We start from the raw sequence: 22,373 nt of genomic DNA on the forward strand, positions 1-22,373 counted from the left end.
CATCCAATCTTTCATCAAAAATTTCACGTTTTCAGGCTGCAGCAGCTGTCCTTCATATTTTTCTGAATGTCTCGCGCTGCATCATCGAAAGATAAAAGCTTTCCCCCGAAACCCTTTTTAAATTTCTCCGCATCAGCCGCCGAAGCGAACGGAATCGCCTGCGGCTCGCAGCAATGCAAATGCAGCTCCGCATCCAGCAGAAAAACGGCCATTCTTGCGCTGATCGTTGTATCCAATAAAAAGTCCCTGCAGATGATCTGTGATATATCATCCTTTATTTTTTCATAACGCAGCATAGCACAGTGGGCACAGCAAAAGTGTTCAATCCGGCTGTCGGTTCTTACGATCTGCACGGACAGCCTCGAGTTTGCCGCTCCTTTTCCGCAAACGAAACAAAGCTGACCCGGCTGCTGTTTCGGCCGATTTAAAGCGATTCCGCCCGCCGTCTTGATGACTTGGCCGTTTTCGATCAGCGGTTTAATATCACGGTACACCGTCATTTCCGAGACGTTCAGTCTTTTTGAAATGTCCGAAATCCGGAGCGTCTCCTCTTCTTTGATCCATGATAAAATTTGCTGCCTCCGTTTAATTGGTAGCATTCTCCCCCTCCATTCTTCATTCCTATATGTATTAGCCTAGTAGATTGAAGCAAAAGAAACAAGCAGGCGATGATAAAAAATGTGATAATATGTTGAACTTTAACAACGGTGTTTTGCAGTGCGCATTTCCTGATGGGAAATGGGTGAAACGTTACGGTTTCAAAATTCTTTTGTCAGGAAATGTAACAGGTTTGAACGCTTTAGCAAAGCAATGTGAAATAATAATACGGAGTTCAACAACTGCAGAGGGGAGGGAGAATATGGGGAAACAAAGGTTGGTTTTAATAGGAAACGGCATGGCGGGGGTTCGTTCGATTGAAGAGATTTTAAAGCTGGAAAAGGAGTTTGAGATCGTCATCATCGGCAGCGAGCCCCATCTGAATTATAATCGCATTTTGCTGTCTTCCGTCCTTCAGGGCGAAGCTGATATGCAGGATATAACGCTCAGCACCCGCAGCTGGTATGAAGAAAACGGGATTGCTCTTTATACTGGAGAAACAGCTGTCAGAATCAACACTGATAAGCGGACGGTGGCTACTGACCAAAACCGTGAAATATCCTATGACAAGCTGATTATCGCGACAGGATCTTCCCCGTTTATCCTCCCGATTCGGGGTGCAGACAAAGAAGGGGTATATGGATTTCGCACGATAGAAGACTGCCGGGCATTCATAGATGCATCAAGACGGTTTCAAAAAGCCGCCGTCATCGGCGGAGGCATTTTAGGGCTTGAGGCGGCGATGGGACTTGTGAATCTTGGGATGGACGTCGATGTGGTACAGCATTCCTCCCATATCATGCAAAGCCAGCTTGACCCGCCTGCCTCTGCCATGCTGCAGGATGAGCTGGAACGCCGGGGCATTCGTTTTCTTTTAGAAAAAGATACGGAAGAGATTTTGGGATCGGGCCGAGCCGAGGGGATGCGGTTCAAGGACGGAACGAAGATCCGCGCCGATCTGATCGTCATGGCTGCCGGTGTCAGACCGAATATTGAGCTGGCAAAGACGAGCGGCATTTCGATCAACAGGGGCATCATCGTCAACGACTATATGCAGACAAATGTCCCAAATGTTTATGCTGTCGGAGAATGTGCGGAGCATAATGGAACCGTATATGGATTGATCAAGCCGTTATATGAGCAGGGAGAAGTGCTGGCAAAGCATATTTGCGGCTCGGAATGCGGCGGATATCATGGGTCCGTCCAGTCCGCAACTTTGAAAATAGCGGGAGTCGACGTATTTTCAGCGGGCAACATCACAGAGGATGAAACGACAACGGCCATCAAACTACTTGATGAGTCAGCCGGAATTTATAAAAAAGCGGTTTTTCAAGCTGACAAAATGGCCGGTGTCATCTTATACGGGGACACAAGCAGCAAACAAAAGCTGCTCGAAAGCATCGTCAAACAAAGGGATATTACAGTTGTGAAAAAAGAGTTTTTTCAATCCGGGGAAGAAAATTCAGTTGCTTCAATGCCGCTTGGAGAAACGATCTGCCAATGCAATGCGGTTTCAAAAGGAACGATTATCGAAGCCGTCCGCATCCACGGGTTGAAAACGGCTGATGATGTGAAGCGCTGTACAAAGGCTTCCGCATCCTGCGGAGGCTGCAAACCGTTGATCGAAGAATTGCTGATTCATGCCTCAGATCAGCAATATGACGCACAGATCGTAAATAAAGCGATGTGCTCCTGCACTTCATTAACGGAAGATGAAGTCGTGAACGAAATACAGATGAGACATCTTTCTTCCGTTCAGGACGTCATCTCAGCGCTGGGATGGAAAAACAGCAGCGGATGCTCTTTCTGCGTGCCTGCGATTCATTATTATTTAAGGATGATTCGGCCGCGGGCGGAAGAAAGCGTCCTGTTTGAGCCGGAGCAGGAAGACGGCACATCCGTGCTTGTTCCGCAAATGTACGGAGGACGGACAAATGCCGATGAGCTGAAAAGGATTGCCGATGTGATCGAAAAATACCGCATTCCCCAGGCATTTATTACACATGGGCAAAGGCTGAAGCTCTCAGGAATCAAACGGGAGCATCTGCAAAGCGTAAAAGAAGAGCTGCAAATGCCTGTTTGTCCGCCGCAGAAGCAGGCGATCGGCACGATTAAAACATGTTCATGCGGACCGGATGACGCGGTTCAAACATTGGCGGCTGATTTGGAAAGAGCAGCGGAATCCCTGCTGATTCCGGCGAAAGTCTCGATCGGAATATCGGCATGCTTGGATGATTGTGTATATGCAGCCGTACAGGATATCGGGATCCTTAAGGCAAACAGAGGATGGGACATATATGCCGGCGGTCAAGGAGGCCAAAACGCTTCTGCCGGAGAGCTGCTATCTGTGGCTGAAACGGCGGCGGAAGCTGGAGAATTGCTTAAAGGTTTTCTCCAGTATTACCGTGAAACGGCAAATTACCTTGAACAAATCAGGCAGTGGATCGAACGCGTCGGCATCATTCATATAAGAGAGGTTTTATTTGATAACTGGCTTCGAAGTCAGCTGATCGAACGGCTCAAAGCAGAAAAGAGGCTGATGGAGCAAGAAATGATAAAAGGGCTGATGTGAAGTGACAGAGTTCATGCTGAAATACTTTCGCACAAAGCAGAAAGAAGTACAATCCGAAAAAACGTATGATACGCAATGCCCATTTTGCAGCATGCAATGCAAAATGCAGCTTATCGAACAAACGATTGTTACAAGAAAAAAGTACAGCGCGGTTGGAAAAGACAATCCGACAACAAAAGGGCGCTTATGCATGAAAGGAATGAATGCTCATCAGCATGCATTCCATTCAGAGAGGATCACCCACCCGCTGCTCAAAAAGAACGGCGAGTTTGTGCGTGTCTCCTGGGAAGAAGCGCTTCAATATATCAGAGAGCAAGTGACAAGCATCCAAACTAAAGACGGTCATGATGCATTAGGGGTTTACGGAAGCGCGTCTATTACAAACGAAGAAGCCTATCTGCTCGGAAAATTCGCCCGTGTGGCCTTGCAAACGAAGCATATTGACTATAACGGCAGGCTCTGCATGTCAGCCGCGGCAACAGCGGCAAATCAAACCTTCGGGATGGATCGGGGGCTGACAAATGCACTTTCTGAGGTTCCGCATGCAAGAGTGATCATGCTTGCCGGCACAAACATCGCCGAATGCCAGCCAACGATCATGCCTTATGTTGAAGAAGCGAAAGAAAACGGCGCCTATATCATCGTCATTGACCCCCGTGAAACGGCAACAGCCCAAATCGCTGATTTGCATATGAAGATAAAGCCCGGGACAGATGCCGCCCTTGCAAACGGCATGCTGAAGATCATCATTGAAGAGCGGCTCACAGACGAGGCCTTCATCAAACAGAGGGCAGAAGGCTTTGAGGGTGTGAAGCACTATGTGACATCTTTGTCTTTGGAGGATATTTCAGAGCAGACCGGTGTACCGGTTGAACAGATGAGAAAGGCTGCCGTGAAATTTGCCCGTGAAGAAACGGGCATGCTCTTTACCGCAAGAGGAGTTGAGCAGCAGACAGACGGAACGGCGGCTGTCAGGAATTTACTGAATATTCTAATATCCGTTGGGAAGATCGGCAAATTCGGCTGCGGCTACGGGGCCATCACGGGACAAGGAAACGGACAGGGAGCAAGAGAGCATGGCCAAAAAGCAGATCAGCTGCCCGGATACCGTTCGATCGAAAATCAAAAAGACCGTGCTTATATTGCAAATATCTGGGGAATTGCGGAGGAAAACCTGCCGCAAAAAGGGGTCTCGGCTTTTGAAATGATGAAAAAGGTTCATGAGGGAGAGATTACCGGAATGTTTTTGATGTGTTCAAATCCTGCCGTATCCAATCCGAATTCCAATTTTGTCAAAGCAGCTTTAAAAAAGCTTAAGTTTTTTGCGGCCGTCGATTTGTTTATTTCAGAGACGGCAAGGCTTGCAGATGTCATTCTGCCCGCTTCATCCTATCTTGAAGACGAAGGGACGATGACGAATGTAGAAGGCAGGGTGACATTAAGGGAGGCATCGAAACCATGCCCTGGGGAAGCAAGGCATGACTGGCAGATTATTTGCGACATCGCAGCTGCGCTTGGAAAAGGCCGTTTTTTCTCCTATGAATCTCCTGAGGACATTTTTAATGAACTCCGCAAAGCGAGCCGGGGCGGAATCGCCGACTATTCGGGAATCACCTATGAACGGATCAGAAAGGAAGGCGGCATTTTGTGGCCTTGTCCTGAACACGGGCACCCGGGGACAAAGCGTCTGTTTGAAACGGAATTCTCTCATCCGGACAAAAAAGCAAAAATGTGTGTCGTTCCAAATGAACCGACTGTTAAAAAAGACGAGCCGACTGAAGATTATCCGCTGTGTTTAACGACCGGGAGGGTGATGTCACACTATTTAACCGGTGTGCAGACGAGGAGGAGTGCAGGCCTCAGAGCGAGACATTTTGAATCCTTTATGGAAATCCATCCGAAAACGGCGGAGAAATACAAGATTGAAGACCGCGTTTTGGTGAAGATCGAATCAAAAAGAGGCAGCATCATCGTGAGAAGCAAATGGTCTGAGTCGATCAGGCCTGACACCGTTTTTGTGCCGATACATTGGGGGGACTCGCAAAATGTGAACTGCTTAGTCGCAGAAGATTTGGATCCTTCATGTCAAATGCCGGGCTTTAAGGTTTGTTCCGTCCGAATTCGTCGGGCCGATGACAAAGATGTGAATAAACTGTCATAAAAAGTCATAAAAAGTTTACAAAATTAAATATAATTTGTGATAGTTTTAAAGATGTAGATGAAATACATTTTTTGGACGACATTGTGAATTGTTTTGAAAAAGGGGAGGATCATAGTGAAAAAAAAGCAGCTAGTCCTTGTTGGGAATGGTATGGCCGGGGTCAGGGCCATTGAAGAGATAATCAAAGTGTCAAGCGAGCAATTTCAAATCACGATTTTCGGAAACGAGCCGCATCCGAACTATAACCGAATTCTTCTTTCTAAAGTGCTGCAGGGAGATACGGATATTAAAGACATTACACTGAATGATTGGGATTGGTATGAAGAAAACGGCATTCAGCTATTTACAGGTGAAGAGGTTGTCAAAGTCGATCCTGAGGCCAAAACCGTGACAACTGATTCCGGAAGGGTTCAGCCTTATGATGAACTGATATTGGCGACAGGTTCTCTCCCTTTTATTCTGCCATTGCCTGGAGCGGATAAAGAAGGTGTTACGGCTTTCCGCGATATCAAGGATACGGATGTCATGCTCGAGGCTTCCAAAACGTACAAAAAAGCGGCTGTCATCGGCGGCGGTTTGCTGGGCCTTGAAGCTGCGCGCGGACTGCTCAACCTTGGCATGGACGTCACCGTTATTCATCTTGCGCCATATTTAATGGAACGCCAGCTTGACGCGACTGCAGGCCGTCTTTTGCAAAAGGAATTGGAAAAACAGGGCATGACATTTCTGCTTGAAAAGCAAACAGAAGAAATTTACGGAGATGAACGTGTAGAAGGATTAAAATTTAAAGACGGATCAACGCTTGATGCTGATTTGGTCGTCATGGCAGTCGGAATCAAACCGAACGTTCAGCTTGGAAAAGACTGCGGAGTCCCAGTCAACAGAGGGCTGATCATCAATGATTATATGGAGACTGAGATCCCTCACATCTATGCTGTCGGGGAATGCGCCGAACATAGAGGAATTGCCTATGGGCTTGTCGCGCCTCTTTATGAGCAGGCCAAAGTAATGGCCAAGAAAATCTGCGGCGTTGAGACGAAGCCGTATGAAGGTTCTGTTTTATCAACACAGTTAAAGGTTTCCGGAGTCGAGGTATTTTCCGCAGGCGACTTCAACGAGGACGATGATGAAGGCAAAAAAGCGCTCAAGGTGTTTGACGAACAGGACGGCATCTATAAAAAAATCGTGCTGCGTGGAAATCAAATCATCGGAGCTGTATTGTTCGGCGACAGCAGTGAAGGCAACAGATTGTTTTCGATGATTCAAAAAGGAGCCGACATTTCAGAAACTTCTAAAGTTTCAATCTTGCAGCCTTTGAATCAAGAGGAAGGCATGAGCATTACTGCGGCAATGAGTGATGATGAGATCGTTTGCGGCTGCAACGGCGTTTCAAAAGGAATGATCGTTCAGGCCATTAAAGAACAGGGCTGTGCGTCAACGGATGAAATCAAAGCCTGCACCGGTGCTTCCCGCTCTTGCGGAGGCTGTAAACCGCTTGTAGCGGAGATTCTCCAGCATACACTCGGCTCAGAATTTGACGCATCCGCCCAAAAAGAAGCGATTTGCGGATGTACTGACCTTTCAAGAGATGAAGTGGTAGCCGAAATCAAAGAGAAAGGCCTGACACATACGAGAGAAGTCATGAATGTGCTCGGCTGGAAAACGGCAGAGGGCTGTTCCAAATGCCGCCCTGCGCTCAACTACTACCTTGGCATGATCAATCCGAAAGAATATGAAGATGAAAGAGAATCCCGTTTCGTTAATGAACGGATGCACGCCAACATCCAAAAAGACGGCACATATTCCGTCGTACCGCGGATGTATGGCGGTGTCACCAATGCGAATGATTTGCGGCGCATCGCCGATGTTGTCGACAAATATGACATTCCTCTTGTGAAAATGACGGGCGGTCAGCGGATCGACTTAATCGGCGTCAAAAAAGAAGACCTTCCGAAAGTATGGACTGATCTTGACATGCCTTCAGGTTTTGCTTACGGAAAAACGCTCAGAACGGTTAAAACGTGTGTAGGCGAACAGTTCTGCCGCTTCGGTACGCAAGACTCAATGGCGCTCGGAATCGACCTTGAGAAAAAATTCGAGGGCCTCTACACGCCTCACAAAATTAAAATGGCAGTTTCTGCTTGTCCGAGAAACTGTGCCGAGTCTGGTATCAAAGATGTCGGTGTCGTCGGTATTGACGGAGGCTGGGAAATTTATGTCGGCGGAAACGGAGGGACGCATCTGCGTGCCGGCGACCTGTTAATGAAAGTCAAAACGACTGAAGAAGTCATTGAGGTGACAGGCGCTTATCTCCAATATTACAGGGAAACGGCCAACTATTTAGAGCGGACGTCCGCATGGCTCGAACGCGTCGGCCTGGAACACGTCCAGTCCGTATTGAACGATGAAGCAAAACGAAAAGAGCTGAATGACCGTATCAATGAAGCCCTGTCTGTCCACAAAGATCCGTGGAAGAACTTTTTGGAAGATGAAAAGACAACAAAGCAGCTATTCGAAAATGTTGTCACTTCTTAACGACAGAAACCATCTTGAGGAGGAATTCACATGGTGAACAAAGACTTAACAAAGGTATATGTTGCGAAAATCGGCGATTTGCCGAATCAACTGGGAAAGACAGTGGTTATCGAGGGTAAGGAAATAGCGGTATTCAAGCTTTCAAACGGCGGCGTCCGCGCGGTTGAAAACCGCTGCCCCCATAAAGGGGGCGTGCTTGCCGAAGGAATGGTAAGCGGCGAATTCGTATTCTGTCCGATGCACGATTGGAAGATCAGCCTTGAGGACGGCAAAGTTCAAGAGCCGGATACAGGCTGTATCCAAACCTATGAAACAGTGGTTGAAGGGGAAGACCTGTTTATTGTCTATTAAACAAGATTGACAGATTCGCTGCTCTAGGGAGAAAAGGATGCCGGTGCCGGCGTTTTGCTAAACGCCGCCATTCTTTTTCCGCTTAATGGTCAGCGGGGGCGCACTGAAAATCTGAATGTTGAAGAATATGGGTGAAAGCGGCAGCCTCATTGGATCACTCCTGATGTGATCCATCTTTATATTTAAAATTAAACGCATTCACAGAATCGGCAGATGGAAGGATGACAGTTGATGGGGAATGGGAAAGTATATTTTATAGGAGCCGGACCGGGAGATTCAGGGCTTATCACATTAAAAGGGAAAGCGTTGATAGAGTCGGCCGACGTCATTTTGTATGACAGGCTGGTCAATGCCCGGCTGCTTGAGCATGCAAAAGCATCTTGTGAATTCATCTATTGCGGGAAGCTTCCCAACCGGCATTTTATGAAGCAGAGTGAAATCAACGCTCTTTTGATCGATAAAGGTTCAAAAGGCCTTCATGTCGTCAGGCTGAAAGGGGGGGACCCCAGTGTGTTCGGCAGAGTCGGAGAAGAAGCGGCAGCTATTAGCGAACACGGCATACCGTATGAAATGGTGCCGGGGATTACCTCTGGAATCGCAGCGCCTCTTTATGCCGGATTGCCTGTGACCCACCGCGATTTTGCTTCATCCTTTGCCGTCATTACCGCTCATGATAAATCTGGAAAACCGGATATGGATTGGGAAGGGCTTGCCAGAGGCGTTCAAACGCTCGTCTTCTATATGGGCATCAAAAATCTGGACTATATATGCGAGCAGCTGATCAAAAACGGCAAGTCTCCTTTTGTTCCCGTGATGGTGATCCAATGGGGCACATGGAGCCGCCAGCGCAGTGTAAAAGGAACATTGCAGGATATCCGGCAAAAAATAACGGAGCATCATATTAAAAATCCTGCGATTATCGTCATCGGCGATATCGTCTCTTTCCGGCAGCACAGCTGGTTTGAAGAAAAGCCGTTAATCGGCCTGAATATCATGGCCGTTCAAAGCGGAGAAGAAGAAAGCCTGCCGGCAGACGCACTGCGGGAACAAGGTGCTGAGGTCATTGAATGGCCAAAATGGAAGCCGCTTAAAACGGCGGAGAAAGATGTGGTTTTGCGTCAGATCGCTCGTTTCGACAGTCTGCTGTTCACATCGCAGAGAGCGGTGGATGAGTTTTTCAGCCGATGTAAAGCCCTGAAAATCGATGTTAGACAAATACGCGCCAGGCTTTACGCTTCAGAGCCTTTAGTAAAAGCAGCGCTTGAAGATCGGGGATTTCTAGCCTGTCTGCGGAAGGATATGCCTTTTTCGGGCGCATGTTTAATCATCGGCAGCCGGCAGGCCGTTCAAAATAAACCCCATCCCGATTGTGAGACGTTCATTACACATGATCAAATGATCGACGGCCGTTTTACATCGATTATGAAAAGGGAAATGAATGAATTTCCAATTGATATCATCCTGTTTTCGAATAGAAAATGTGTCGAGCTTTTTATGAAAGAAGCAGGCAGCATCGGCATGCCGCCTGAGGATGCTGCAGACCTCCATGCCGTCTGCCTTAGCGAAGAAGCGGGAAGAGCCGCTGTTGATTTTGGATTGAAGCATGTTCATGTTCCTGGGGAGGATGTCTCCCTTGAAGATTATTTAAATGAGCTGAAACATGACAGACCGGAAGTCTGCATCATAAACCGCTAAAAAAGCAGGGGAATTCCCTGCTTTTTGCCATCTGTCATTATTTTTCGTATAAAGGTGCAATCCGATCAATTCGGTTTGTCCAGATGCCCCCTGTATAATCTTCCGGAAGGCGCTTGATATCCTCAGGTGTATCAAAGCCGCTTGAGAAATGACTGCCGCTTTCGCCCGTCACAATCACCCGCGTATTTGCTTTATCCATCCGGTTCAAAAATCGATCCGGCCATCCCCACAGCCAAGGAGTAATCTTTTCAGGAATGTGCAATTGCGTATGTTTGCAGGTGTCCGGAATAAATCCTGTCCAGCCGGCTGAAATATATGGAATGAGACAGCTTTTCATCGTTTCTTTTGACATGACCCGCAGTGAGGGAAGCTCTTTCTTTAAAGCTGCAATCGGTTCATCGCCGCCATATACAGTCAGCTTGTTCAGCCGTTTTTGCGGAAGTTCGGCGAGTTTCCCTGCCAGTTGCACGCCTTCATTCAGGTCATTGCTTTTGATATGGATGAGAAGCGAACGATGTGGAAAATGTTCAAGAACCTCATCAAGCGACGGCATAAGGCCAATGCCTTTGCCGCGAAAAGGATGTGTTTTTCCGTGGTCAGCGGTATAGCCGTAACCGATATCAAGTTTTTTTAATTCAGCCATTGTATAATCCTTTGTCATCCCTGTGCCGTTTGTCCGGCAATCGAGCGTCCAATCGTGAAACACGGCGAATTTCCCGTCTTTAGTCGGTTTAATATCGAGTTCTACGATATCTGCTCCGGCTGCAAAAGCTGCTTCCATTGAAGGCAATGTATTCTCAAGATAAGAGTGTTCCGGCTGATCAATTCGTTCCGCCGTGCATGTATCATTCGTGATCCCTTCCATACGAAAGGTCTGTGACAGTCCTCTATGCGCCAAAAGCACCGGCTTTCCGCTCCGTTCTTTTACGAGAAAAGAAGAGTTGCCGACATATATAAAGGCAATGAATAAAAGGAAAATCCACCAGACTTTTCTCTTTGAAAGCTTTTTTCGTTTTTTCATGGATTCTCTGTAAATGAAGGGAACAAAACCGTTTTTAAATAATCAAGGTCAGCTTCTATGTGTCTTTTCATCGACTCAGCCGCTTTTGTCTCGTTTCTTTCCTGGATGTGCCGGAAAATCTCCTCGTGCTGGCTGATGATGTCAAAACTGCGCTCTCGTTTTTCAAGGTTTTTGCTTCGATAGAAAAAGGTGAGCGACCGCAAGTCCAGGAGCTGTTTTTGCAGACGGATATTTTCGCTCGCTTCTATGATTAAATCATGAAATTTCGTATTCAAGTGAAGGAGAGCATTGGCCGAGCCGCAGCTTTGTATTTCAAATTGATGATTCGCTTCGCGCAGCGTTTCTGCTATGAGCTCCAGCGTTTCATTTGCTGCAAGGCGCGTCGCCAAAGCGACGGCCAGTGATTCGAGCGCTTGACGGCATTGATAGATGTCTTCCAAGTCTTTAATGGTCGGTTCATATACTGTAATTCTTGATTTGTCGTCAATCAACAGGAGGCCTTCTTGCTCAAGGGTCCGTATGGCTTCTCTTACAGGGCTCCGGCTGACCTGAAGTTCTCTGGCGATTTTTGCTTCGTAGATTCGCTCACCAGGCTGATATTCCCCTTTAATAATCATATCTTTTAAATAATGGTGGACTTGATCATGGTAAGAGAGTGCACGTTGTATCGAAAACTTCACGCTGTTCACCTCATTCATTTTTCGCTGACAGAAATCACTAATAGTCTAGCAGAAATCGAGGGAAACCCCCAACCTTAATTTTCCACAAAATTGATCGTTTTGTGACAAAAAATTGTTGACTGCGAGTCTGTGTCCGCTATAATTGAATTATAGCTGTCGACAGTCGGCAGATTATTTTTTAATTATTATTGTAAGCGCTTTATCGACATAGGGGAAGGGGGAATTATTATGAAATCAAGTGTTGCAACAGCATGGGATATGCTTTGGAGGTCACACCGGGAAGCAAAAAAGCTGCTTTTGTTCGCTATGCCAGTCAAAGCTGGAAAAGATGCCGGGTTAAATATAAAGGCGGATCAGGCCATGAAAGACGAAAAGCCGCCAAGCTATAAAACGCCGCAAAAGATTGGTTTGCTTCTCGGGCCTGCACTGTTTTTCGCCGTCATTTTGTTCTTTTTTCCTGAGGGGCTGAGCTATGAAGGCCGCATGGTATTGGCGACTACTTTATGGGTGGCGGTTTGGTGGATCACGGAAGCTGTGCCGATTCCTGCGGCATCCCTGCTGCCGATCGTGCTGCTGCCGCTGACGGGAGCACTGGAAAGCTCTGCTGTCACAGCAAGCTATGGCGATCCGATCGTGTTTCTGTTTTTAGGAGGATTTCTCATTGCCCTTGCCATGGAGCGCTGGAATCTCCATAAACGGATTGCTCTTAACATTATTTCCGTCGTCGGCACCAGTACGTCAAGAATTGTTCTCGGGTTTATGGCTGCCACAGGATTTTTGTCCATGTGGGTTTCAAACACGGCAGCCGTTATGATGATGCTGCCAATTGGAACCGCTATCATCCATCAGGTATCAGCTGTCATGAAGTCTGAGAGAAAAGATCTGGCAGGGGAAGAAGCGAGATTCTCAAAGGCTCTCATCTTCAGCATCGGGTATGCGGGTACGATCGGCGGACTTGGTACACTGATTGGCACACCGCCAAACATTATTTTGGCAGCCAATATTCAAAAGCTCTACGGGGTTGAAGTCTCTTTCGGAGGCTGGATGGCCTTTGCCGTGCCGGTTGTTGTCGTTTTGCTTGTGGCGGTATGGCTGTACTTGACAAAGGTTGCACACCCGATCAAAATAAAACAGCTTCCAGGCGGAAAAGAATTAATTCTGGAAGAAAAAAGAAAGCTCGGGAACATTCGTTTTGAAGAAACAATGGTGCTGCTTGTGTTCGGATTTGCCGCATTTATGTGGGTGACCAGAACATTTTTATGGAAAGAGAGGATACCGGGCATCAATGATACAATGATTGCGATTTTTGCAGCTTCATTGCTTTTCCTCATCCCATCGCTGAATAAAGGCGGGAGGGTCTTGGACTGGAAGGTGTCAAAAGACTTGCCGTGGGGAATTCTGCTGTTGTTCGGCGGAGGGCTCGCGCTTGCAACGGGCTTTAAAGAAACGGGGCTGGCCGAATGGATCGGCGGACAGCTGACGATATTGGACGGGTTTAACTTTGTCATCATTGTCGTCATCTCAGCAACATTGGTGCTGTTTTTGACTGAAATCACGTCTAATACGGCCACGGCTACCATGATTTTGCCGGTGCTGGCATCGCTTGCTTTGGCGCTGAATGTGCATCCATTTGCGCTGATGGTGCCTGCCGCAATGGCGGCGAACTGTGCTTTCATGCTTCCGGTCGGAACGCCTCCGAATGCGATTATTTTCGCGTCGGGAAAATTAAAGATCAGCGAAATGGTCAGGACGGGCTTTGTCATTAACATCTTTACATTGATTTTAATTGTCGGGGCTGTGTTCTATATTCTTCCTCATCTTTGGGGAGTAGATTTGACCGTCTTTCCTGATCAGCTGAAATCAAATTAAATGAAAGTAAAGCCGGGCATGTTAGCGCCCGGCTTTATGTCATGATTTAGTCCGTCTGCCTAAGCTTGCATTTGATAATTCAGCAGCCATCTGACTCCATACTTGTCCGCCACATTCGCATGCAGCGCGCCCCAAAACGTTTTTTGCAATTCCAGAGCCGCGTGTCCGCCGCTTTTCAGCGCATCATACACCGGGCGGATTTCATCCTCATTTTCACACTCCAATGTAATGCCGACATGGTCTCCTTTTTCAATCTTTCCAAAAACGTCGGAGAAATGGATGATGCTGTTTCCGAGGTGAAGTTCGGCATGCAGATATTTTCCTTCATGTCCTTTGAACATCTCGATTGCCGTCAGCAAGCTGAATATTTTGAACGTCTCCGCCCAGTGCTTCTTGATAATATGCGACTGCTTCTTTACAGCCGTCTATAAAGAGATAAGGATTTGCGCTTTTCAATCTGGATTCCTCCTTTTTTCTCAGTATACCCTAAGCCAAAGCAGATAAGAGAGGTGGTATAATGAGAATAAAAAGGATGATGACTGTGACTATGGCAGCATTGCCGCACCAATACCCATTTTTATTGGTTGACCGCGTCGTTGAAAATGACCCTGGCAAGTGGGCGAAAGGATATAAATTAATATCGGAAAACGACTGGTTTATAACAGATACCCAAAAGGACATGCCGTTTTCCCTTATCATCGAGGCCCTGGCGCAAATCGCGGCGTTCACCGCAATGGGGGATCATACCGGGCTCGGATTTCTTTCCTCTGTCAAAAAGGCTGAGTCCAGCGGCATGGCGCTTCCGGGAGACAAGCTTGATCTTTATTTTGAAGCGGTGCGCTATAAACGGGGATTTTTATTTGGGAAAGGACTGGCGTCTGTAAACGGCAGAAAGATTGCGGAAGCCGAACTGGGGATTTTTATGGAGAGCGGAAAATAAGAAAAGGCCGTCCGGCATTGCCGGCGGCCTCCTTATGCTGCTTAATGTTATTTCTTCACGGAAATCGTGACATTGTTGCCGGAAGGGATAACTTTTGCGAAATCCTGTGTATCCACGACAGGTGTGACCGCCTTTTGGTCGATTGTGATATTGGTAAAAGAGGTTGAAAAGCCGGCTGTGATGGAAGACCGCTGGCTCTCAGACGATACCGCGGCGGTGGCAAGCGTTTTCCATTTTAAAAGGGTGCCGATGTTCGTTCCTTGAATTTCCATGATGATGCGTCCGGTATAGCCGTCATTGTTCGTTCCCCAGAAGGTCGCGCGGGTATTCCCATTCAAGTTCTTATAGATCGTCATTTGCACCGTGCTTCCAGGGCGGAAGCCTTTATGATTTGTGAATTGTTCTTTTCCCTCGATATACGTTTCCTCATTTTTTGAACCGACCTTCATGAGCGGTTTCCAGACCTTGTAGACGGTGCTGTACTGAAGGCCGATATCTGACTCGGTTCCATTTTTCGCGCGGAAGCCGGAATAAATATAAGCGGTAGCGTTTTCGATTTGTATCGTATCGGGAAGCTTGATTTTAGCCGTGAAAACAGAGCCTGTACTGTTCAGATAGGCACGCCCGCCGATCCCATTAGGCAGCTGTGAAGCTGCTTTTGCGACTTGGGCGTCTGTACTTGGAAGGCCCGGGATGCCTCCTGAAAATGTTGTGAAAAGGACCGCTGTACCAACTGCACTTGCCATCAACCATTTTTTCAACAAAATTCCTCCTGTTCATTGTGTTATCAGTCTTAATTATACCGTTTTTTGGAATTCTGTTTGTGGAAATAAATCGACAAAATGTCGGATTCAGACCAATTTTGTAAATATGAAGTCCCTTCATTTGTGCTCAATCGACAAACAAAATGTATAGGTTTTATTATAAGATGATCCTTGAAGAACATCTGTTTTTTTTATTTTCGCAGGCAAATGCCGCTAAAAACGATGAACGAATCGATGTGGGGGTTGGCAGAAATTTTGTTTCTACTTGATCAAATAAGTCATTCCTCTGTTCAATAAAAACCCATCACAAGTAACTTGTCCTGGGGAAAATCGATGCAGTTGGGTGAGCTGAAAATGCTGCCGACGTAAGTGCCGAACGATACTCCGATCTACATCTCCTTTCGTCAAACCAATGCAAAAAAGCAGATTCAGAGATTATAAAGTTTTTCGATATTCATCTACGTTATTAAAAAATATAAATATTTTATCATATTTTGAAAAATACAACTATTTAGTTGTATTTTAATCACCGAAAGGGGGTCATATTAAGAACAAATTTCGAAATATTATTAATATTTTGACTAATGGTAACAGTTATGGTGAATGTCATGTTTTAAAAATGGACTATTGGAGTGAGATGTTGATGCGAAAGGGCTTTATTCCTAGGTCTTGCAAACTGCAGATCAAAAAAAGTTTTATGCTATTAGCTGTCTTTTTATTAGTCGTCAGCAATCTGCTGACCGTTTTGCCTGAGCAGATCCATGCTGAGGATAATACGGGGGTAAGCCCGGCGGCAGATAACCCTTGCCCGGCACCGGTCGCGCTGATTAACGGAAGCTTTGAGCAAGGTGCTGCCAGAGGAACTGCCTATAATAATTCAGGTTACTTTTTTCATGAATCTGAGGTTCCTGGCTGGAAGACGACTGACGATGCCGTTGGTTATAAAGTCATTGAATTATGGAATTATGCAGAGAATCTCCCTGCATCCGTAAAAAATTTCCCTGCGCCTCCTGATGGAAATCGGTGGGCGGAATTAAACGCTTTTGAAAACGGTATGTTGTATCAAGACGTGAAGACAACGCCTGGACAAACCATTTATTGGCGCTTATCCCATATGGGGCGTGGAGGGGTTGACACGATGCAGGTCCGCATTGGTGCGGCAACTGCTAACCCTTATGATACTGTGGTCCAAAAACAACTGTCTGATGGGAAAACTGCATGGGGAACCCATACAGGATCTTATACCGTTCCGGCAGGACAGACGACAACGCGATTTGGTTTTGAGGCGGTGAGTTCAGCCGGCGGAAGCTTAGGAGCCGGCAACTTTTTGGATGATATCTTTCTGGGCACAGAGCCGTGTGTCACGGCAAATAAGTCAGTTTCTCCACAGGGAGAAGTGCACGCCGGCGATGAGTTGACATATTCGGTTCAAGTCAAAAACGAAGGCGGAGATATCGCCGCCGGTGCGAGCTTCAACGATCTAATCCCAGAGGGTACGGAATATGTCCCTGGGTCGATAAAATTGATCAATGGTTCAACCACGAAAAATCTAACCGATGCGTCCGATCGTGATGAAGGACATTTTGACGGAAGTAAGGTAAATGTTAAATTAGGTAATTTACCTAATACGACCGATTTGCCTAATGGAGTCACCGTCCAATTTAAAGTGAAAACGCTGACGGATTATGCGGTTACAAAAGTTAACAATAAGGCGCAAATTAACTACAATAATTTGTTAACGAAGAAAAATGAACAAACGGAATCGAATGAAGTGACGACACCGATCATATTTAATGAGCCTAAACTTGAATCAAAGAAAACGTCAGCCATTCAAGAAAAAGCGGATGGGAATACCGATGCGGATCATCCTGAAGTGGGGGATACGCTTCTGTACACGATTCAAACACGAAACACGCTTGAAGACAGTCAAGTAAAAAACCTCGTCATTTCAGATACAATTCCGGAAGGACTGGAATATGTCCCGGGCACACTGAAAGTAGACGGCACTGCGGTGAGCGATGCTCAAGACGGTGATAAGGGACATTACGCCAATGGCAAAGCAGCGGGCCTGTTCGGTGATGTCAAAGATACCGAATGGCATACTGTGACATTCGAAGCGAAGGTAAAGTCCGGCCAAGCTGGTAAGGATATTGTCAATACTGCAAATGTGACAGGAGACAATATTGACACTCCAGATAAGCCGAATCACGAAGTCAAAGTCTATCCGCGAAATCCGGAGTTGGAGTCAAAGAAAACGGCAGCCATTCAGGAAAAAGCGGAAGGTAATACAGACGCAGACCATCCTGAAGTAGGGGACATGCTTCTCTATACAATTCAGACCCGAAACATCTCTGAAGACAGTCTGGTGAAAAACCTCACCATCTCAGATGCGATTCCGGAAGGACTGGAATATGTCCCGGGCACATTGAAAGTAGACGGTACTGCGGTAAGCGACGCTCAAGATGATGATAAAGGTCATTATGCCGACGGCAAAGTGGATGGTCAATTCGGTGATATAACCGACATGGGATGGCATAATGTGACATTTGAAGTGAAGGTGCTGCCTGGACAGGCGGGAAAAGATATTGTTAATACGGCAAACGTCGGCGGCGACAATGTTGACAAGCCTAATAAACCAAACCACGAAGTCAAAGTCTACCCGCGCGATCCTGTGTTAGAGTCGAAAAAAACGGCGAAGAATCTGGATGCAGACAAGGATAAATTTGAAGTAGGCGACACAGTTGTCTACACCATCAAGACCCGAAATAAAATTACCGAAAGCAATGTGGAAGATCTGTCCATTTCAGATGAACTTCCAGCCGGCCTCACGTATGTCGGAGGCAGCTTAAAAGCAAGCCATAGCGGCAAAGCGACAATCGAAGGCGGCAAAATCACAGCGAACTTTGGCGATGTCACCGACACCGAGTGGCGGACAGTGACATTCCAAGCGAAGATCGAGTCCGGCTATGTGGGTAAAACGATTGAAAACGTCGCAGATGTCGACGGCGGGAACATCGATGATCCTGATAAGCCGGGAACAGACATTAAAGTTGATCCGAAAGACCCTAAGCTTGAATCAAAGAAAACAGCAAACCTTCAAGAAAAAGCGGAAGGGAATAAGGATGAGGCTCATCCCGAAGTCGGGGATACGCTTCTTTACACGATCCAGACTCGAAACACGATCAATGACAGCCTGGTGAAAAATCTCGTCATCTCAGATGCGATTCCTGAAGGACTTGAATATGTTCAAGGTACATTAAAAGTGGACGGTACAGCGGTGAGCGACGCCCAGGATGATGATCAAGGCCATTATGCCGATGGCAAGGCGGCAGGCCAGTTTGGCGATGTCACTGACACGAAGTGGCATACGGTGACATTCGAAGTGAAAGTCAAAGCCGGTCAAGCTGGCAAAGATATTGTCAATACGGCGAAAGTCGGCGGCGACAATGTCGACACTCCTGACAAACCGAGCCACGAAATCAAAGTATATCCGCGCGATCCTGTGTTAGAGTCGGAAAAAACGGCGAAAAACCTTGATTCAAACAAGGAGAAGTATGAAGCAGGCGACACGGTGGTTTACACGATTAAAACCCGCAACACGGTAACGGACAGTAAGGTTGAAAATCTCGTCATTTCAGACGAACTTCCAGCCGGCCTCACATATGTGGAAGGCAGCTTAAAAGCGAGCAACGGCGGGGAAGTGAAATTTGAAAACGGCAAGATCGCGGCGAACTTTGGCGATGTCACTGACACCGAGTGGCGGACAGTGACATTCCAAGCGAAAGTAGAATCAGGCTATGCGGGCAAAACGATTAAAAACGTGGCAGCAGTCGACGGCGGAAACGTCGATGATCCTGATAAGCCGGGAACAGACATCAAAGTTGATCCGAAAGACCCTAAGCTTGAATCAAAGAAAATAGCGAAGAACCTTGATGCAGAAAAGGACAAGTATGAAGCGGGAGACACGGTAGTCTACACGATTAAAACCCGCAACACGGTAACGGACAGCCGAGTGGAAAACCTGACGATTTCGGATGAACTTCCGTCCGGTCTGACATATGTAGAAGGAAGTTTAAAAGTAAGCCACGGCGGTGAAGGAACATTTGAAGATGGCAAGGTTACAGCGAATTTCAGCGATGTGAGCGATACCGAGTGGCGGACAGTGACATTCCAAGCGAAAGTAGAATCAGGCTATGCGGGCAAAACGATTAAAAACGTGGCAGTCGTAGACGGCGGAAATGTCGATGATCCTGATAAACCGGGAACAGACATCACGGTCGAATCGAAGAAGCCGGAAAAGCCGAATGAACCTAATGAACCGGCTAAACCGGAAAAGCCAAGCAAATCAGAGCCTAAGGATACAGAGCAAAAGACAGATGGAAGAAATGAGCTTCCGGATACGGCAACAAATATGTTTAACTTGCTTCTTGCGGGCTTTGTGCTGCTGGGAGCCGGGGCAGGCCTTTGGTATTTTAGAAGAAAACGAAATGTCTAGAACAAAATTGTTTTAGAGTTGGAAGGGTCGCTAAATCAACAATTTGGCGACCCTTTTCTTATGCTTTTGAACAAGTTGGGAAAATGAAAATATCAATACATATATTAATATAAGCCGGCCATCTTTAACACATGACGATTCCGCATCACCATTAGAAAAGTCGATGAATTGTCTCGGTTTGTTTTCTGATATGTTAAGAGGTTTTGACTATATTGCGGAGGCGCTGCTTTTATTCAGCCCAATTTTGCGGATCTGAAGTCCTGTTATTTGTGCTCAAACAGCAAACGGAATAAAAACATTTTATTGTAAGATGACAGCAAGGAGGATATTGAGATGATCACTGAGAAACGCCCGGCCAATCTGCTCCAATATTTAGTCCGTGTAAAAGAAGCTACGATGCATCAGCTGATCGATCATTTTCAATTAACAAAACGCCAAATCTATTATGATTTTGAAAAAATCAATCATTGGCTGGCCGGGAACAAGCTTCCCCAAATTGAATATAAAAGAAAAAACACGGTGGTCGTTCCGGAAGAAGTGCTTCAATTAACAAGAAATCGAACAGGAGCAGACGGAAAATATTCCTTTATTTTCACCCAGGAAGAACGAATCAAAGCTCTTTACATCTTCCTCTTTATCAGGCGAGAGCCGATTTCATCCGCTCATCTGACACAGCTGTTGCAGGTCAGCAAAAACACGGTAATGAATGATGTAAAAAAAGCAAATGAAGCGTTACATCCATTTTTGGTCACCGTCGGCTATACGAGGCATCAGGGCTATCATTTAAAAGGAAGCGAATTCGACAAAAGGGTTCCTGTCATGCATTACCTGTCTTCTTTTTTGCGAAAGCCGTACGGAAAAAAAATGCTTCGGTATATTTTAAAAACCTCCGGGGCATCAGGCGGCACAGAGGGCATAAAAACAGCGATCGATTCTATATCCGAAGAATTCCATCTTCAGTTTGTTGAAGAAAGGCTGAATGAATTTATCCATTTCCTAAAGCTGTATTCCCTCAGAGTGGCAGAGGGCAAGGTGATCCAGCTTCATCAGGAAGAAAAAGAAATGTTAAAGCAAAATCCGTTGAGATTCGCGGCAGAAAAGCTATTGGGAAAACTGTACATCCCAACATACGAAACAGAAGTATGCTATGTCATGATCCAGCTTTTAGGACTTTCTTTTGGAAGCCGCTCAGCAGACGATCCTCTTTTTCAGATGTGCGAAAAGCTTGTTCTCGAATTTGAATCAAGAGCCTGCATTACCTTCTCAAAGCGAAATGAAGTGGCTGAATCCCTATACCGCCACATAAAGCCGGCGTATTTCAGGATGAAATACCGCATTCCAATCCACAATCCTCTATTAAACAAAATAAAAAAAGATCATAAAGAATTGTATACGATCGTGCAAAAGCTCGTTCAGCCGTTTGAATCTTGTCTGAACATTCCGATACCGGAAGAAGAAATCGGTTTTATTACGATTCACTTCTGTGCAATGCTTGAAAAACCCATACAGACAAATTCGTTCAAAAAGACAGCTGTCGTCATTTGTCCGGGAGGGGTCAGTTCATCACTTATGGTCAAACGCCAGCTTGAGTCTTTGTTTTCCGAAATTTGTGTAGAAAAGACGCTGTCTTTACAAGAATACACGCCCGAGCTCTTCGACCAGTATGACGCGGTGTTTTCTACCATTGAACTTGAGACGGAAAGGCATTATTACATAGCCGAGCCGCTAATGACCCCCGCTGAAAAGAGCAGGCTCGTCAATGAAGTGTATCAGAATCTGTTTGGCATCAAGCAAAGAGAAATACTGACAGAGGAGTTTATTGAGCTGCTCAATAAACACGTCCGCATCATTGATGAAAAAGGGCTGAGAGACTCATTGAAAGATATTGTGTTCCTGCAAAAAGCAACGGAAATAAGGAGGAAACGACCAGTGCTGAAAGAGCTGTTGACAGATGAAACCATTCAAATGGCCGATCAAATCACAGGCTGGGAAGAAGCGATCAAAAAAGCGGCAAAACCTTTGCTCGATAAGGAGGTGATTCAAGAAAAATACAAAGACGCCATGATCGACAATGTCAAAACGATGGGTCCTTATATGATCATCGGCCCGGAGATTGCCATTCCTCATGCGCGGCCTGAAATGGGCGTGAACAAAGTAGGGATGAGCCTGCTGAAGCTGAAAAAGCCCGTCTATTTTTTAGATGATAAACAATACCCTGTAAAGATTTTGTTTTGTATTGCGGCCGTTGATCAAACCACACATTTGAAGGCGCTTTCACAACTAACCCGCCTCCTCAGCAATAAAGATAATCAGAATGTCTTGAAGGAAACTGAATCAATGGAGCGTGTAAGAGAGTTAATCAAAGCATATTCATCCTATTAAAACAGGAGGTTTTCACTATGAAAATATTGGCGGTTTGCGGATCAGGCCTTGGCAGCAGCTTTATGCTTGAAATGAACATTCAGGATATTTTAACGGAACTTGGAACAGAAGGCATAGAGGTCAATCATTCTGATTTAAGCTCGGCATCGCGTGATCAGGCGGATTTATTTGTCGTTGCCAAAGATATTGCCGAAGGTGCATCCCATTTGGGAGACATGGTCGTGCTTGAAAGCATCATCGATAAGGATGAACTGAAAACAAAACTGGTACAAACATTGCAGGGCAAAGGAGTGCTTTAAAAACAGAAAGGA

The 22,373-nt window shown here is 46.2% G+C and carries 16 protein-coding genes; 10 read left to right on the forward strand and 6 right to left on the reverse strand.

The window, feature by feature from the left end; genetic code table 11:
• Positions 1–23: 23 nt before the first annotated feature.
• Positions 24–599, reverse strand: a complete 576-nt coding sequence (locus RBH91_RS02670; protein WP_076761199.1) for a DeoR family transcriptional regulator — start codon at positions 597–599, stop codon at positions 24–26.
• A gap of 260 nt (positions 600–859) precedes the next feature.
• Between RBH91_RS02670 and nirB (RBH91_RS02675) the strand changes: the two genes are divergently transcribed.
• From nirB (RBH91_RS02675) to cobA, 5 genes are all read left to right on the forward strand, one after another.
• Entirely contained in the window at positions 860–3,169 is a 2,310-nt protein-coding gene (nirB, locus tag RBH91_RS02675; protein ID WP_307893392.1) for a nitrite reductase large subunit NirB, read from the forward strand.
• A gap of 1 nt (position 3,170) precedes the next feature.
• The gene (gene nasC, locus RBH91_RS02680) at positions 3,171–5,330 is read left to right on the forward strand and encodes an assimilatory nitrate reductase catalytic subunit NasC (RefSeq protein WP_307893393.1); all 2,160 of its coding nucleotides are present in this window, start codon (positions 3,171–3,173) and stop codon (positions 5,328–5,330) included.
• Positions 5,331–5,444: 114 nt separating this feature from the next.
• Entirely contained in the window at positions 5,445–7,865 is a 2,421-nt protein-coding gene (gene nirB, locus RBH91_RS02685) for a nitrite reductase large subunit NirB (protein WP_307893395.1), read from the forward strand.
• Positions 7,866–7,895: 30 nt separating this feature from the next.
• Positions 7,896–8,216, forward strand: coding sequence for a nitrite reductase small subunit NirD (gene nirD, locus RBH91_RS02690; protein ID WP_076761203.1), 321 nt, complete (start codon positions 7,896–7,898; stop codon positions 8,214–8,216).
• 231 nt (positions 8,217–8,447) lie between these two features.
• Positions 8,448–9,911 carry a uroporphyrinogen-III C-methyltransferase gene (cobA, locus tag RBH91_RS02695; RefSeq protein WP_307893397.1) on the forward strand — a complete coding sequence of 488 codons (1,464 nt, stop codon included), beginning with the start codon at positions 8,448–8,450 and terminating at the stop codon, positions 9,909–9,911.
• A gap of 37 nt (positions 9,912–9,948) precedes the next feature.
• On the opposite strand, the gene RBH91_RS02700 is transcribed toward cobA, so the two are convergent.
• Together RBH91_RS02700 and RBH91_RS02705 are read right to left on the reverse strand one after the other, a co-directional pair.
• Positions 9,949–10,932 (reverse strand): glycerophosphodiester phosphodiesterase family protein, encoded by a 984-nt coding sequence (locus RBH91_RS02700; protein WP_307893399.1) that lies wholly within the window; start codon positions 10,930–10,932, stop codon positions 9,949–9,951.
• Positions 10,929–11,612 (reverse strand): GntR family transcriptional regulator, encoded by a 684-nt coding sequence (locus RBH91_RS02705; protein WP_076761206.1) that lies wholly within the window; start codon positions 11,610–11,612, stop codon positions 10,929–10,931. Before RBH91_RS02705 ends, RBH91_RS02700 begins: the two co-directional genes overlap by 4 nt.
• A gap of 228 nt (positions 11,613–11,840) precedes the next feature.
• Here RBH91_RS02705 and RBH91_RS02710 point away from each other — a divergent pair, with 228 nt between their 5' ends.
• Positions 11,841–13,481: an SLC13 family permease gene (locus RBH91_RS02710; RefSeq protein WP_307893400.1), complete on the forward strand. Its 1,641-nt coding sequence runs from the start codon at positions 11,841–11,843 to the stop codon at positions 13,479–13,481.
• A 59-nt stretch (positions 13,482–13,540) separates the two neighbouring features.
• On the opposite strand, the gene RBH91_RS02715 is transcribed toward RBH91_RS02710, so the two are convergent.
• Positions 13,541–13,822: a VOC family protein gene (locus RBH91_RS02715; protein ID WP_307893401.1), complete on the reverse strand. Its 282-nt coding sequence runs from the start codon at positions 13,820–13,822 to the stop codon at positions 13,541–13,543.
• The gene (locus tag RBH91_RS02720; RefSeq protein WP_307893402.1) at positions 13,806–13,937 is read right to left on the reverse strand and encodes a hypothetical protein; all 132 of its coding nucleotides are present in this window, start codon (positions 13,935–13,937) and stop codon (positions 13,806–13,808) included. The genes RBH91_RS02715 and RBH91_RS02720 overlap by 17 nt, the downstream gene beginning before the upstream one ends.
• 61 nt (positions 13,938–13,998) lie before the next feature.
• On the opposite strand from RBH91_RS02720, the gene RBH91_RS02725 reads away from it, so the two are divergent.
• A complete protein-coding gene (locus RBH91_RS02725) occupies positions 13,999–14,421 on the forward strand; it encodes a 3-hydroxyacyl-ACP dehydratase FabZ family protein (RefSeq protein WP_076761209.1) in 423 nt (140 codons plus the stop codon).
• A 47-nt stretch (positions 14,422–14,468) separates the two neighbouring features.
• Here RBH91_RS02725 and RBH91_RS02730 read toward each other — a convergent pair whose 3' ends face one another.
• Positions 14,469–15,185, reverse strand: a complete 717-nt coding sequence (locus tag RBH91_RS02730; protein ID WP_125921359.1) for a YrpD family protein — start codon at positions 15,183–15,185, stop codon at positions 14,469–14,471.
• Between the two features lie 643 nt (positions 15,186–15,828).
• On the opposite strand from RBH91_RS02730, the gene RBH91_RS02735 reads away from it, so the two are divergent.
• The 3 genes from RBH91_RS02735 to RBH91_RS02745 all read left to right on the forward strand — a co-directional run bounded on the left by RBH91_RS02735 (position 15,829) and on the right by RBH91_RS02745 (position 22,361).
• Positions 15,829–19,680, forward strand: coding sequence for an isopeptide-forming domain-containing fimbrial protein (locus tag RBH91_RS02735; RefSeq protein WP_307893403.1), 3,852 nt, complete (start codon positions 15,829–15,831; stop codon positions 19,678–19,680).
• Positions 19,681–20,013: 333 nt separating this feature from the next.
• On the forward strand, positions 20,014–22,062 hold the full coding sequence (locus RBH91_RS02740) for a BglG family transcription antiterminator (RefSeq protein ID WP_307893404.1): 2,049 nt from the start codon (positions 20,014–20,016) through the stop codon (positions 22,060–22,062).
• Positions 22,063–22,079: 17 nt separating this feature from the next.
• Positions 22,080–22,361, forward strand: a complete 282-nt coding sequence (locus RBH91_RS02745; RefSeq protein ID WP_307893405.1) for a PTS sugar transporter subunit IIB — start codon at positions 22,080–22,082, stop codon at positions 22,359–22,361.
• Positions 22,362–22,373 lie beyond the last annotated feature (12 nt).

The organism is Bacillus swezeyi (genome assembly GCF_030908325.1).
GTDB lineage: Bacteria > Bacillota > Bacilli > Bacillales > Bacillaceae > Bacillus > Bacillus swezeyi.

What these genes read in the sequence shown, in the direction of transcription:
- RBH91_RS02670 (WP_076761199.1), bottom strand. Translation starts at nt 599, where the DNA reads ATGCTACCAATTAAACGGAGGCAGCAAATTTTATCATGGATCAAAGAA.
- nirB (WP_307893392.1), top strand. Translation starts at nt 860, where the DNA reads ATGGGGAAACAAAGGTTGGTTTTAATAGGAAACGGCATGGCGGGGGTT.
- nirD (WP_076761203.1), top strand. Translation starts at nt 7,896, where the DNA reads ATGGTGAACAAAGACTTAACAAAGGTATATGTTGCGAAAATCGGCGAT.
- cobA (WP_307893397.1), top strand. Translation starts at nt 8,448, where the DNA reads ATGGGGAATGGGAAAGTATATTTTATAGGAGCCGGACCGGGAGATTCA.
- RBH91_RS02700 (WP_307893399.1), bottom strand. Translation starts at nt 10,932, where the DNA reads ATGAAAAAACGAAAAAAGCTTTCAAAGAGAAAAGTCTGGTGGATTTTC.
- RBH91_RS02710 (WP_307893400.1), top strand. Translation starts at nt 11,841, where the DNA reads ATGAAATCAAGTGTTGCAACAGCATGGGATATGCTTTGGAGGTCACAC.
- RBH91_RS02715 (WP_307893401.1), bottom strand. Translation starts at nt 13,822, where the DNA reads ATGTTCAAAGGACATGAAGGAAAATATCTGCATGCCGAACTTCACCTC.
- RBH91_RS02725 (WP_076761209.1), top strand. Translation starts at nt 13,999, where the DNA reads ATGAGAATAAAAAGGATGATGACTGTGACTATGGCAGCATTGCCGCAC.
- RBH91_RS02735 (WP_307893403.1), top strand. Translation starts at nt 15,829, where the DNA reads ATGCGAAAGGGCTTTATTCCTAGGTCTTGCAAACTGCAGATCAAAAAA.
- RBH91_RS02740 (WP_307893404.1), top strand. Translation starts at nt 20,014, where the DNA reads ATGATCACTGAGAAACGCCCGGCCAATCTGCTCCAATATTTAGTCCGT.
- RBH91_RS02745 (WP_307893405.1), top strand. Translation starts at nt 22,080, where the DNA reads ATGAAAATATTGGCGGTTTGCGGATCAGGCCTTGGCAGCAGCTTTATG.